Origin of the sequence: Streptomyces lusitanus, assembly GCF_042647945.1 — a bacterium.
Classification (GTDB): Bacteria; Actinomycetota; Actinomycetes; order Streptomycetales; family Streptomycetaceae; genus Streptomyces; species Streptomyces pseudogriseolus.
In genome coordinates this window covers 134,392-147,239 of record NZ_JBHRWL010000019.1, presented here as the reverse complement: position 1 = coordinate 147,239, position 12,848 = coordinate 134,392, and the positions used below count along the sequence as shown (strand labels likewise).

General features: G+C 71.6%; 12 protein-coding genes. All 12 read left to right on the top strand.

The window, feature by feature from the left end:
- Positions 1 to 420: 420 nt before the first annotated feature.
- The 12 genes from ACFOSY_RS26100 (at position 421) to relA (ending at position 12,790) form a co-directional block, all read left to right on the top strand.
- Complete coding sequence (locus ACFOSY_RS26100) at positions 421 to 963, top strand: LemA family protein (RefSeq protein ID WP_006136200.1); 543 nt, start codon at positions 421 to 423, stop codon at positions 961 to 963.
- A gap of 137 nt (positions 964 to 1,100) precedes the next feature.
- The gene (gene pdxS, locus ACFOSY_RS26095; RefSeq protein ID WP_394311166.1) at positions 1,101 to 2,012 is read left to right on the top strand and encodes a pyridoxal 5'-phosphate synthase lyase subunit PdxS; all 912 of its coding nucleotides are present in this window, start codon (positions 1,101 to 1,103) and stop codon (positions 2,010 to 2,012) included.
- On the top strand, positions 2,012 to 2,617 hold the full coding sequence (gene pdxT / locus ACFOSY_RS26090; protein ID WP_394311164.1) for a pyridoxal 5'-phosphate synthase glutaminase subunit PdxT: 606 nt from the start codon (positions 2,012 to 2,014) through the stop codon (positions 2,615 to 2,617). Before pdxS ends, pdxT begins: the two co-directional genes overlap by 1 nt.
- Positions 2,618 to 2,665: 48 nt before the next feature.
- The gene (locus ACFOSY_RS26085) at positions 2,666 to 3,418 is read left to right on the top strand and encodes a YebC/PmpR family DNA-binding transcriptional regulator (protein WP_031022794.1); all 753 of its coding nucleotides are present in this window, start codon (positions 2,666 to 2,668) and stop codon (positions 3,416 to 3,418) included.
- A 107-nt stretch (positions 3,419 to 3,525) separates the two neighbouring features.
- Entirely contained in the window at positions 3,526 to 4,113 is a 588-nt protein-coding gene (gene ruvC / locus ACFOSY_RS26080; protein ID WP_394311511.1) for a crossover junction endodeoxyribonuclease RuvC, read from the top strand.
- Positions 4,110 to 4,715 carry a Holliday junction branch migration protein RuvA gene (ruvA, locus tag ACFOSY_RS26075; RefSeq protein ID WP_006136195.1) on the top strand — a complete coding sequence of 202 codons (606 nt, stop codon included), beginning with the start codon at positions 4,110 to 4,112 and terminating at the stop codon, positions 4,713 to 4,715. The genes ruvC and ruvA overlap by 4 nt, the downstream gene beginning before the upstream one ends.
- Positions 4,716 to 4,776: 61 nt before the next feature.
- Positions 4,777 to 5,847, top strand: coding sequence for a Holliday junction branch migration DNA helicase RuvB (ruvB, locus tag ACFOSY_RS26070; protein WP_394311161.1), 1,071 nt, complete (start codon positions 4,777 to 4,779; stop codon positions 5,845 to 5,847).
- A 165-nt stretch (positions 5,848 to 6,012) separates the two neighbouring features.
- Positions 6,013 to 6,495: a preprotein translocase subunit YajC gene (yajC, locus tag ACFOSY_RS26065; protein ID WP_006136192.1), complete on the top strand. Its 483-nt coding sequence runs from the start codon at positions 6,013 to 6,015 to the stop codon at positions 6,493 to 6,495.
- A 135-nt stretch (positions 6,496 to 6,630) separates the two neighbouring features.
- Positions 6,631 to 8,403 carry a protein translocase subunit SecD gene (gene secD, locus ACFOSY_RS26060; RefSeq protein ID WP_394311157.1) on the top strand — a complete coding sequence of 591 codons (1,773 nt, stop codon included), beginning with the start codon at positions 6,631 to 6,633 and terminating at the stop codon, positions 8,401 to 8,403.
- A gap of 3 nt (positions 8,404 to 8,406) precedes the next feature.
- Entirely contained in the window at positions 8,407 to 9,525 is a 1,119-nt protein-coding gene (gene secF / locus ACFOSY_RS26055; RefSeq protein WP_394311154.1) for a protein translocase subunit SecF, read from the top strand.
- On the top strand, positions 9,522 to 10,070 hold the full coding sequence (locus ACFOSY_RS26050; RefSeq protein ID WP_394311152.1) for an adenine phosphoribosyltransferase: 549 nt from the start codon (positions 9,522 to 9,524) through the stop codon (positions 10,068 to 10,070). Before secF ends, ACFOSY_RS26050 begins: the two co-directional genes overlap by 4 nt.
- A 194-nt stretch (positions 10,071 to 10,264) precedes the next feature.
- Positions 10,265 to 12,790 (top strand): GTP pyrophosphokinase, encoded by a 2,526-nt coding sequence (gene relA / locus ACFOSY_RS26045; RefSeq protein WP_394311150.1) that lies wholly within the window; start codon positions 10,265 to 10,267, stop codon positions 12,788 to 12,790.
- The last annotated feature ends 58 nt before the right edge of the window (positions 12,791 to 12,848 follow it).

The window sequence follows — 12,848 nt, the reverse complement described above, 5'->3', positions numbered from 1 at the left end:
ACGTCTGCCCGCAGGCGGCGGCGGTGACAGCGCCCCCTCAGGGGCGCGGGGAACTGCGCGACCAGCCACATGCGGCCTGCACCTGGCGTACGGCGCTGCAGCCCGGGCCCGCCGTGAGGGTGCCGCCTGCGCCCACCCTCCCCCACTCTCGGCTTCGCTCGAGCGGGAGGTACCCCCATCGCCCCAGCGGCACGACTGCCCGCAGGCGGCGGCGGTGACAGCGCCCCCTGAGGGGCGCGGGGAACTGCGCGACCAGCCACATGCGGCGTGCACCCGGCGTACGGCGCTGTCTCGGCGGCTCCTTGCGCAGGCGGCGTCGAGTGGACGCCCTCAGGGGCGCGGGGAACTGCGCGACCGACCCGCACCGGGCTGCGGCCCCGTGGACCGTGACCGGCGGAGCCGGTACTAGCCTTGCCGCCCGTGACCGCAACCCTGATCTGGATCCTCGTCGTCCTCCTCGCCGTCGGCCTGTACCTGAGCTGGACGGCCGGTCGCCTGGACCGCCTGCACGCCCGGATCGACGCCGCTCGCGCCGCGCTCGACGCGCAACTGCTGCGCCGCGCCTCCGTGGCGCAGGAACTGGCCACCTCCGGAGTGCTCGACCCCGCCGCGTCGATCGTGCTGTACGAGGCCGCGCATGCCGCCCGGCAGGCGGTCGAGGAGCAGCGGGAGGTCGCCGAGAGCGAGCTGAGCCAGGCGCTGCGGGCCGTGTTCGCCGACCCGCAGCAGGTGGACGGGGTCCGGGAGGCGCCCGGGGGAGAGGAGGCCGCCCTCGAGCTCGCCGAGGCCGTCCGCCGCGTCCCGATGGCCCGCCGCTTCCACAACGACGCCGTGCGCGCCGCCCGCGCCCTGCGCCTGCACCGCAAGGTGCGCTGGTTCCGGCTGGCCGGACACGCCCCGTTCCCGATGGCCTTCGAGATGGACGACGAGCCGCCGGCGGCGCTGATCGAGCGGGCCGCCTGACATCGGCATCCGGACGCGGATCACCCCGCCCTCGGCCGAAAACGAGCCACCGGCTCCCCATTGGCCCTTGATGTGGCCTGCTCCGGTCACGTTTCCTCAGTGCTGCACAATCCCCCTCTTCCCCAGCGAGGTCATTCGTGTCCAGCACGCTCTCCGAAAACCAGGGTCCCGCGACCGGCACCGCGCGCGTCAAGCGCGGCATGGCCGAGCAGCTCAAGGGCGGCGTGATCATGGACGTCGTCACGCCGGAGCAGGCGAAGATCGCCGAGGACGCGGGCGCCGTCGCCGTCATGGCCCTGGAGCGCGTCCCGGCCGACATCCGCAAGGACGGCGGTGTGGCCCGCATGTCCGACCCGGACATGATCGAGGGCATCATCGACGCCGTGTCCATCCCGGTGATGGCGAAGTCCCGCATCGGCCACTTCGTCGAGGCCCAGGTGCTCCAGTCGCTCGGCGTCGACTACATCGACGAGTCCGAGGTCCTCACCCCGGCCGACGAGGTCAACCACTCCGACAAGTGGGCCTTCACCACCCCCTTCGTCTGCGGCGCCACCAACCTGGGCGAGGCCCTGCGCCGCATCGCCGAGGGCGCCGCGATGATCCGCTCCAAGGGCGAGGCCGGCACCGGCAACGTCGTCGAGGCCGTCCGCCACCTGCGCCAGATCAAGAACGAGATCGCCCGCCTGCGCGGCTACGACAACAACGAGCTGTACGCCGCCGCCAAGGAGCTGCGCGCCCCGTACGAGCTGGTCAAGGAGGTCGCCGAGCTGGGCAAGCTGCCCGTCGTGCTGTTCTCCGCCGGCGGCGTGGCCACCCCCGCCGACGCCGCGCTGATGCGCCAGCTCGGCGCCGAGGGCGTCTTCGTCGGCTCCGGCATCTTCAAGTCCGGCGACCCCGCCAAGCGCGCCGCGGCCATCGTGAAGGCGACCACCTTCTACGACGACCCGAAGATCGTCGCGGACGCCTCCCGCAACCTGGGCGAGGCCATGGTCGGCATCAACTGCGACACCCTGCCCGAGACCGAGCGCTACGCCAACCGGGGCTGGTGATGACCGCTCCCGTGATCGGAGTGCTCGCGCTCCAGGGCGACGTACGGGAGCATCTGGCGGCCCTGGCCGCGGCGGACGCCGTGGCCGGGCCGGTCCGGCGCCCCGAGGAGCTCGCCGAGGTCGACGGCCTGGTGATCCCGGGCGGGGAGTCCACCACGATCTCCAAACTGGCCGTGCTCTTCGGCCTGATGGAGCCCCTGCGCGCACGCGTGCGCGCGGGCATGCCCGTCTACGGCACCTGCGCCGGCATGATCCTGCTCGCCGACAAGATCCTCGACCCGCGCTCCGGGCAGGAGACCGTCGGCGGCATCGACATGATCGTGCGCCGCAACGCCTTCGGACGGCAGAACGAGTCCTTCGAGGCCGCCGTCGAGGTCAAGGGCGTGTCCGGGGAACCCGTGGAGGGGGTCTTCATCCGCGCCCCGTGGGTGGAGTCCGTCGGCGCGTCCGCCGAGGTGCTCGCCGAGCACGACGGACACATCGTCGCGGTCCGCCAGGGCAACGCGCTGGCGACGTCCTTCCACCCGGAGCTGACCGGGGACCACCGGGTGCACCGCCTCTTCACCGACATGGTGCGGGCGGAGCGCCGGGGCGATGCCTTGTAGGATTCCTGCGTTCGTTGCAGAGATGGGTTACGCGAAGGAGACAGGCAGATGTCCGGCCACTCTAAATGGGCCACGACGAAGCACAAGAAGGCCGTGATCGACGCCAAGCGCGGCAAGCTCTTCGCGAAGCTCATCAAGAACATCGAGGTCGCGGCCCGGATGGGCGGAGCCGACCCCGAGGGCAACCCGACGCTGTACGACGCCATCCAGAAGGCGAAGAAGCAGTCGGTCCCCAACAAGAACATCGACTCCGCGGTCAAGCGCGGCGCGGGCCTGGAGGCCGGCGGCGCCGACTACGAGACGATCATGTACGAGGGCTACGGCCCCAACGGCGTCGCGGTGCTCATCGAGTGCCTCACCGACAACCGCAACCGCGCCGCCTCCGACGTCCGGGTCGCGATGACCCGCAACGGCGGCTCCATGGCCGACCCGGGCTCGGTGTCGTACCTGTTCAACCGCAAGGGCGTGGTGATCGTCCCCAAGGGCGAGCTGACCGAGGACGACGTCCTGGCCGCCGTGCTCGACGCGGGCGCCGAGGAGGTCAACGACCTCGGCGAGTCCTTCGAGGTGATCAGCGAGGCCACCGACCTGGTCGCGGTCCGCACCGCGCTCCAGGACGCCGGCATCGACTACGAGTCGGCGGACGCCAACTTCGTCCCGACCATGCAGGTCGAGCTGGACGAGGAGGGCGCCAAGAAGATCTTCAAGCTGATCGACGCGCTCGAGGACAGCGACGACGTGCAGAACGTCTTCGCCAACTTCGACGTCAGCGACGAGATCATGGAGAAGGTCGACGCCTGACGCGTACCGGGGCGGCGGGCCGGCGGGACACACCCCGTCGGCCCGCCGCTTTGTCGGTGGCACCCGATAGCCTGCACAAACAGGTGATCGAGCAAGGGGGCGACGGCGTGCGCGTACTGGGGGTGGACCCGGGACTGACCCGGTGCGGTGTCGGCGTCGTCGAGGGGGTGGCGGGACGCCCGCTGACCATGCTCGGCGTGGGAGTGGTGCGCACGCCCGCCGACGCCGACCTCGGCCACCGGCTGGTCGCCGTGGAGCAGGGCCTGGAGCAGTGGCTCGACGAGCACCGCCCGGAGTTCGTCGCCGTGGAGCGCGTCTTCAGCCAGCACAACGTGCGCACGGTGATGGGCACCGCCCAGGCCAGCGCCGTCGCCATCCTCTGCGCCTCCCGGCGCGGCATCCCCGTCGCCCTGCACACGCCCAGCGAGGTCAAGGCCGCCGTCACCGGCTCGGGCCGCGCCGACAAGGCCCAGGTCGGCGCCATGGTGACCCGCCTGCTGCGGCTCGACGCCCCGCCCAAGCCGGCCGACGCCGCCGACGCCCTCGCGCTCGCCATCTGCCACATCTGGCGCGCCCCCGCCCAGAACCGCCTCCAGCAGGCCGTCGCCGCCCACGCGGCGCGCGCCCCGCGGACCCCGCCGACCACCCCCCGGGCCCCCGCGGCCCCCCACGCATCGAAAGGCCGTACGGCATGATCGCCTTCGTCAGCGGCACGGTCGCCGCCCTCACCCCCGACACCGCGGTGGTCGAGGTCGGCGGCGTCGGCATGGCCGTCCGGTGCACGCCGGACACGCTGTCCACGCTCCGCGTCGGCCGGCCCGCTAAGCTCGCCACCTCCCTCGTCGTCCGCGAGGACTCCCTGACGCTGTACGGCTTCGCCGACGAGGACGGCCGCCAGGTCTTCGAGCTGCTCCAGACCGCCAGCGGCGTCGGCCCCCGGCTCGCCCAGGCCATGCTCGCCGTGCACAGCCCCGACGCCCTGCGCCGCGCCGTGGCCACGGGGGACGAGAAGGCGCTCACCGCCGTCCCCGGCATCGGCAAGAAGGGCGCCCAGAAGCTGCTCCTGGAACTGAAGGACCGGCTCGGGGATCCCACCGGCGCCCCCGCCGTCGGCGCGCCCGTCACCGCCGGCTGGCGCGACCAGCTGCACGCCGCCCTCATCGGCCTGGGGTACGCGACCCGGGAGGCCGACGAGGCCGTGGCCGCGGTGACCCCCCAGGCGGAGGCCGCCGAGGGCGCCGTACCGGTGGGGCAGCTGCTCAAGGCGGCCCTCCAGACGCTGAACCGCGCCCGATAGACCGCCGCCCGCCGGCCCACCACCGCGCCCGAGTCCGTACGGAGAGCTGAGGCACACGCACATGAACTGGGACGACACGAACGACACCGCCGCCTCCGAGCGGCTGGTGGAATCGGTCGCCGACCGCGAGGACCAGGCCGTCGAGGCCGCGCTGCGCCCCAAGGACCTGGGCGAGTTCATCGGCCAGGAGAAGGTCCGCGAGCAGCTCGACCTGGTGCTGCGCGCCGCCCGCGCCCGCGGCGCCACCGCCGACCACGTGCTGCTCTCCGGCGCCCCCGGCCTCGGCAAGACCACCCTCTCCATGATCATCGCCGCGGAGATGGGCGCCCCCATCCGCATCACCTCGGGCCCCGCCATCCAGCACGCCGGCGACCTGGCCGCGATCCTCTCCTCCCTCCAGGAGGGCGAGGTCCTCTTCCTCGACGAGATCCACCGCATGTCCCGGCCCGCCGAGGAGATGCTGTACATGGCGATGGAGGACTTCCGCGTCGACGTGATCGTCGGCAAGGGCCCCGGCGCCACCGCCATCCCGCTGGAGCTGCCGCCCTTCACCCTGGTCGGCGCCACCACCCGGGCCGGCCTGCTGCCGCCCCCGCTGCGCGACCGCTTCGGCTTCACCGCCCACATGGAGTTCTACGAGCCGGGCGAGCTGGAGCGCGTCGTCCACCGCTCGGCGAGCCTGCTCGACGTGGAGATCGACGCCGAGGGCGCCGCCGAGATCGCCGGACGCTCCCGCGGCACGCCCCGCATCGCCAACCGCCTGCTGCGCCGCGTCCGGGACTACGCGCAGGTCAAGGCGGACGGCCGGATCACCCAGGACGTCGCCGCCGCGGCCCTCGCGGTGTACGAGGTGGACGCCCGGGGCCTGGACCGGCTGGACCGGGCGGTCCTCGAGGCGCTGCTCAAGCTGTTCGGCGGCGGCCCGGTCGGCCTGTCCACGCTCGCCGTCGCGGTGGGGGAGGAGCGTGAGACCGTGGAGGAGGTGGCCGAGCCCTTCCTGGTCCGGGAGGGGCTGCTCGCCCGTACCCCGCGGGGACGGGTGGCCACGCCCGCGGCCTGGTCGCACCTCGGCCTCACGCCGCCCCGGCCGCAGGCCCCCGGAAACGGACAAGGGGACCTGTTCGGGGCGTGACGGCGAGCACGCTGGCCCGGGCAGGAACCCCGGTGCCATGCTGAGCGTTGTTCCGGTGGTGCGGACTCGCTTAGACTCCGCCGATGCCGCCCTTGTCGGCGGCACCACATACCCCCAACCATCAGGCCGTTCACCAACGCGGTCGTGTGAAGGAAGTTCCGACCCGTGAGTCTCCTGACCCTCCTCCCGTTCATTGTGCTCATCGGGGCCATGTTCCTGATGACCCGGTCGGCCAAGAAGAAGCAGCAGCAGGCCATCGAGATGCGGAACCAGATGCAGCCCGGTTCCGGCGTCCGCACGATCGGGGGCATGTACGCCACGGTCAAGGAGGTCAGCGAGGACACCGTCCTCCTCGACGCCGGGCCGGGTGTGGAGCTGCTGTTCGCCAAGAACTCGATCGGTGCCGTCCTGACCGACGAGGAGTACAACCGCATCGTGCACGGCATCGAGCACGACCTGCAGTCCGACGCCGACGTCGTCCCCGACGACGCCTCCTCCCTCACCGAGACCGACGACTCCTCCGACGCTGCCGCCGACTCCGACGACACGCCTGTCGACCTCGGCAAGAAGGACGCGGAGGACGAGCCGGCCGACGCCACGGCGGACGCGCGCGCGAAGAAGTCCGACGGCGACTCCGACGCGAAGTAGCCGCGTTCCGGGGCGCGCGGGCTCCGCCCGCGCGCCCCGGATCATGCCCGGCTCGCACGGGATCATCCCGACACCATGTCATGGCCGCCGGCCTCCCGACCGGGGACGAGGCGGCCCGAGAGGGAGTACGAGAAGGTGGCAGCACTCAAAAAGGGACGGAACGCGAGCGCCACAAGCAAGCCGTGGCGCTCGCTGGCTCTGATCCTGATCGCCATCGTGGCGCTCACCGGAGGGATGTTCGCCTCCGGGCACACCACTCCGCGTCTCGGCATCGACCTGGCCGGCGGTACGAGCATCACGCTGGCGGCGGTCCCTGAGGCGGGCCAGGAGTCCGCGATCAACAAGACCAACATGGACACCGCGGTCTCCATCATGGAGCGGCGTGTCAACGGTCTGGGCGTCTCCGAGGCCGAGGTTCAGACCCAGGGCGACCGCAACATCATCGTCAACATTCCCAAGGGCACGAATTCCAAGCAGGCCCGGGAACAGGTCGGCACCACCGCCAAGCTCTACTTCCGTCCCGTGATCGCCACCGAGCTGGCCGGGGGCGGCGCCGCCCCGCAGCCGAGCGCGACCGGCGAGCCCTCCGCCGACCCCTCCGGCGACAAGGCCGGGGACAAGGCGACGGACGGCGCGAGCGAGGAGGCCACCGACGGCTCCTCTGCGTCCGCGACCCCCTCGTCGAGCGCCACCACCCAGGGCCGCGCGGTCACCGACGCTCTGAAGGCCGACGAGAGCCCGTCCCCCACGGACAAGGCCAGCCCCTCCGCCTCCGCGACGGGCGGCGCCTCCGACCCCGACGCGAAGCTCCAGGCCGCGTACGCCAAGCTCGACTGCACCAAGGAGAGCGTCCGCGCCACCGCCGGTGACGGTGCCAAGGCCTCCGAGTCCACCGTCGCCTGCGGCCAGAACTCCGAGGGCCAGTGGCAGAAGTACATCCTCGGCCCGGCCGCCGTCGACGGCACCGACGTCGACGAGGCCGACGCCGTCCTGAACACCACGTCCGGCGCCGGCTGGACCGTGACCATGAAGTTCACGGGCGAGGGCTCCAAGAAGTTCGCCGACATCACCGGCCAGCTCGCGCAGAAGCAGTCCCCGCAGAACCAGTTCGCGATCGTCCTGGACGGCGAGGTCGTCTCGGACCCGTACGTCCGGCAGGCCCTGACCGGCGGCAACGCCGAGATCTCCGGCAACTTCACGCAGCAGTCGTCGCAGGAACTGGCCAACATGCTGTCCTACGGCGCCCTGCCGCTGACCTTCCGCGAGGACAGCGTCACCACCGTCACCGCCGCCCTCGGCGGCGAGCAGCTCCAGGCCGGTCTGATCGCCGGCGCCATCGGCCTCGCGCTGGTGATCCTCTACCTGCTGTTCTACTACCGCGGCCTGTCCTTCATCGCCGTCGCGTCGCTGCTGGTCTCCGCCGCCCTCACCTACGTGATCATGGCGCTGCTCGGCCCGACCATCGGCTTCGCGCTGAACCTGCCGGCCGTCTGCGGCGCCATCGTCGCCATCGGCATCACGGCGGACTCGTTCATCGTCTACTTCGAACGGGTCCGGGACGAGATCCGCGAGGGCCGCTCGCTGCGCCCCGCCGTGGAGCGGGCCTGGCCGCGCGCCCGGCGCACCATCCTGGTCTCCGACTTCGTGTCCTTCCTCGCCGCCGCGGTGCTCTTCGTGGTCACCGTCGGCAAGGTGCAGGGCTTCGCGTTCACCCTGGGTCTGACCACGGTCCTCGACGTCGTGGTGGTCTTCCTGTTCACCAAGCCGCTGCTGACGCTGATGGCCCGCCGCAAGTTCTTCGCGAGCGGCCACAAGTGGTCCGGTCTCGACCCGAAGGCGCTGGGCGCGAAACCGCCGCTGCGCCGCACCCGTCGTCCCTCCGCCCCTGCCCAGACGAAGGAGGCGTGAGAGATGTCGAAGCTCGGCACCCTCGGCGCCCGACTGCACCACGGCGAGATCGGCTACGACTTCGTCAAGAACCGCAAGATCTGGTACGGCATCTCGATCCTGATCACCATCACGGCCATCGTCGGCCTGACGGTGCGCGGCCTGCACATGGGCATCGAGTTCCAGGGCGGCGCGGTCTTCACCACCCCGAAGAACATGAGCGTCTCGGTGTCCACCGCCGAGGGCTACGCGGAGGACGCCTCCGGCCACGACGCCATCGTCCAGAAGCTCGGTGACGGCAGCCTGCGCATCCAGGTCGCGGGCATCGACACCAAGACCTCGGACACCATCAAGGACCGGCTCGCCGACGACCTCAAGGTCGACGGCGAGAAGATCAACGCCGAACTGGTCGGTCCCAGCTGGGGCGAGCAGATCGCCAACAAGGCATGGCAGGGCCTCGGGATCTTCCTGCTCCTGGTCGTGATCTACCTGGCGATCGCGTTCGAGTGGCGCATGGCCCTCGCCGCGTTCGTCGCGCTGATCCACGACATCACCATCACGGTCGGGATCTACGCCCTCGTCGGCTTCGAGGTCACCCCCGGCACGGTGATCGGTCTGCTCACCATCCTCGGCTACTCGCTGTACGACACGGTCGTCGTCTTCGACAGCCTCAAGGAACAGACCAGGGACATCACCAAGCAGACCCGCTGGACCTACAGCGAGATCGCCAACCGGTCGATCAACAGCACCCTGGTGCGGTCGATCAACACCACGGTGGTGGCGCTGCTGCCGGTGGCCGGCCTGCTGTTCATCGGCGGCGGCGTCCTCGGCGCCGGCATGCTGAACGACATCTCCCTGTCGCTGTTCGTCGGCCTCGCCGCCGGCGCGTACTCCTCGATCTTCATCGCCACCCCGCTCGTCGCCGACCTCAAGGAGCGCGAGCCGGCCATGAAGAGCCTGAAGAAGCGCGTGCTGGCCAAGCGCGCCCAGGGCGGCGACCCGGACGACGGCCAGGACGCCCCCGTGACCGACGACGGTCTCGACGACGAGCCCGCCGACGTCGCGGCGGCGGTCGTCGGACCCCGCAACCAGCCCGCGTCCCGCGCCCGGGGCCGCGGCCGACCCTCGGGGAAGCGCCGATGACCGACCACGCCGATCTGTCCGCCCTGCTGCTGAGCCGCATCCGGGACGTGGCGGACTACCCGGAGCCGGGCGTGATGTTCAAGGACATCACCCCGCTCCTGGCCGACCCCAAGGCGTTCGACGCCCTCACCGAGGCCCTCGCGGACGTCGCCCGCCGGGCCGGCGCCACCAAGGTCGTCGGCCTGGAGGCCCGCGGGTTCATCCTCGGCGCCCCGGTCGCCGTCCGCGCCGGCCTGGGCTTCATCCCCGTCCGCAAGGCGGGCAAGCTCCCCGGGGCCACCCTCAGCCAGGCGTACGACCTGGAGTACGGCTCGGCCGAGATCGAGGTCCACGCCGAGGACCTCGGCGCCGAGGACCGCGTCCTGGTCGTCGACGACGTCCTGGCCACCGGCGGCACCGCCGAGGCGTCCCTCCAGCTCATCCGCAGGGCGGGCGCCCAGGTCGCGGGCCTCGCCGTGCTGATGGAGCTCGGCTTCCTCGGCGGCCGGGCCCGGCTGGAGCCCGCCCTGGCGGGAGCCCCGCTGGAGGCGCTGCTCACGGTCTGAGGACCCTCGGGGACACCGGAGACGGCCCCGTACCCACCACGCAGGCGGACCCGGAGGAATCCGGCGTCCGCCTCGTGCGTTTCTCCTGTTGACGGTCCTCACACCGCTCCGGAGGCGATCGGCGGGCCGGGGCTCGCTACCATGGGTTCTCCGGAGCCTGACCGGGGGACCCGGATCGCGCACGAGGAGCCCTCTTGCCAGACGAGGCCCAGCACCTGACCGCCGCCAAGCCCGAGCCCGCCTCGGCCCCGGCGGCCAAGCCCGCACCGGACACGCCCCAGGCGAAGAACGACACCCGCGGGCCGGTGCAGCGCGCCCAGGGGGCTCCCGTGGACAAGCCCGAGCAGCCGCGGCCCAAGCCCTCCCCTCCCGAGCGCTCCGCGTCCCTGGCCCGCCCCAACACCGGCCAGCCCCGCTCCGGCTCCTCCAACCGCGTCCGCGCCCGCCTGGCCCGCCTCGGCGTCCAGCGGGCCAACCCGTACAACCCGGTGCTGGAGCCGCTGCTCCGGATCGTGCGGAGCAACGACCCGAAGATCGAGAACGCCACGCTGCGCCAGATCGAGCGCGCCTACCAGGTCGCCGAGCGCTGGCACCGCGGCCAGAAGCGCAAGAGCGGCGACCCGTACATCACGCACCCGCTCGCGGTGACCACCATCCTCGCCGAACTGGGCATGGACCCGGCCACGCTGATGGCAGGGCTGCTGCACGACACCGTCGAGGACACCGAGTACGGCCTGGAGGACCTGCGCCGCGACTTCGGCGACGTGGTCGCGCTCCTCGTCGACGGCGTCACCAAGCTGGACAAGGTCAAGTTCGGCGAGGCCGCGCAGGCCGAGACCGTGCGCAAGATGGTCGTCGCCATGGCCAAGGACCCCCGCGTCCTGGTCATCAAGCTCGCCGACCGTCTGCACAACATGCGCACCATGCGCTACCTCAAGCGCGAGAAGCAGGAGAAGAAGGCGCGCGAGACCCTGGAGATCTACGCGCCGCTCGCCCACCGCCTGGGCATGAACACCATCAAGTGGGAGCTGGAGGACCTCGCCTTCGCGATCCTCTACCCCAAGATGTACGACGAGATCGTCCGCCTGGTCGCCGAGCGCGCCCCCAAGCGCGACGAGTACCTCGCCGTCGTCACCGACGAGGTCCAGCAGGACCTGCGGGCGGCCCGCATCAAGGCGACCGTCACCGGCCGCCCCAAGCACTACTACAGCGTCTACCAGAAGATGATCGTCCGCGGCCGTGACTTCGCGGAGATCTACGACCTGGTGGGCATCCGCGTCCTCGTGGACACCGTCCGCGACTGCTACGCGGCTCTCGGCACGGTGCACGCGCGATGGAACCCGGTCCCCGGCCGGTTCAAGGACTACATCGCGATGCCCAAGTTCAACATGTACCAGTCGCTGCACACGACGGTCATCGGCCCCGGCGGCAAGCCCGTCGAGCTCCAGATCCGCACGTTCGACATGCACCGCCGCGCCGAGTACGGCATCGCCGCGCACTGGAAGTACAAGCAGGAGGCCGTGGCCGGCGCCTCCAAGGTCCGTTCCGACGCGCCCAGGTCGTCCGGCAAGGGCAAGGACGACCACCTCAACGACATGGCGTGGCTGCGGCAGCTGCTGGACTGGCAGAAGGAGACCGAGGACCCGGGCGAGTTCCTGGAGTCGCTGCGCTTCGACCTCTCGCGCAACGAGGTCTTCGTCTTCACACCGAAGGGCGACGTCATAGCGCTGCCCGCCGGCGCCACCCCCGTCGACTTCGCGTACGCGGTGCACACCGAGGTCGGCCACCGCACCATAGGCGCCCGGGTCAACGGCCGCCTGGTGCCGCTGGAGTCGACCCTGGACAACGGCGACCTGGTGGAGGTCTTCACCTCCAAGGCGGCCGGCGCGGGCCCCTCCCGCGACTGGCTCGGCTTCGTGAAGTCGCCCCGCGCCCGCAACAAGATCCGCGCCTGGTTCTCCAAGGAGCGCCGCGACGAGGCCATCGAGCAGGGCAAGGACTCCATCGTCCGCGCCATGCGCAAGCAGAACCTGCCGATCCAGCGCATCCTCACCGGCGACTCGCTGGTCACGCTGGCGCACGAGATGCGTTACTCGGACATCTCCGCGCTGTACGCGGCGATCGGCGAGGGCCATGTCTCCGCGCAGAACATCGTGCAGAAGCTGGTGCAGGCCCTCGGCGGCGAGGAGGCGGCCACCGAGGAGATCGACGAGTCGGTCCCGCCCACCCGCAGCCGCCGCAAGCGCCGCTCCAGCGCCGACCCGGGCGTCATCGTCAAGGGCGTCGAGGACGTGTGGGTCAAGCTGGCCCGCTGCTGCACCCCGGTGCCCGGGGACCCGATCATCGGCTTCGTCACCCGCGGCAGCGGCGTCTCGGTGCACCGCAGCGACTGCGTGAACGTCGACTCGCTGTCCCGTGAGCCCGAGCGGATCCTCGAGGTCGAGTGGGCGCCCACCCAGTCCTCGGTGTTCCTGGTCGCCATCCAGGTCGAGGCGCTGGACCGCTCCCGGCTGCTGTCGGACGTCACGCGCGTGCTGTCCGACCAGCACGTCAACATCCTGTCCGCGGCCGTCCAGACCTCCCGCGACCGGGTGGCCACCTCCCGCTTCACCTTCGAGATGGGCGACCCCAAGCACCTGGGCCACGTCCTGAAGGCCGTGCGCGGCGTGGAGGGCGTCTACGACGTCTACCGCGTCACCTCGGCCCGCAACCGGGGGTAGAACACACGGAAGGGGCCGCCGTACCGAGTACGGCGGCCCCTTCCGGTCCTCCGGGTGC

Bases quoted from the DNA above. Each gene is read 5' to 3' on its own strand.
- pdxT (WP_394311164.1), top strand. From the start codon at position 2,012: ATGACCGCTCCCGTGATCGGAGTGCTCGCGCTCCAGGGCGACGTACGG.
- ACFOSY_RS26085 (WP_031022794.1), top strand. From the start codon at position 2,666: ATGTCCGGCCACTCTAAATGGGCCACGACGAAGCACAAGAAGGCCGTG.
- ruvA (WP_006136195.1), top strand. From the start codon at position 4,110: ATGATCGCCTTCGTCAGCGGCACGGTCGCCGCCCTCACCCCCGACACC.
- ruvB (WP_394311161.1), top strand. From the start codon at position 4,777: ATGAACTGGGACGACACGAACGACACCGCCGCCTCCGAGCGGCTGGTG.
- secF (WP_394311154.1), top strand. From the start codon at position 8,407: ATGTCGAAGCTCGGCACCCTCGGCGCCCGACTGCACCACGGCGAGATC.
- ACFOSY_RS26050 (WP_394311152.1), top strand. From the start codon at position 9,522: ATGACCGACCACGCCGATCTGTCCGCCCTGCTGCTGAGCCGCATCCGG.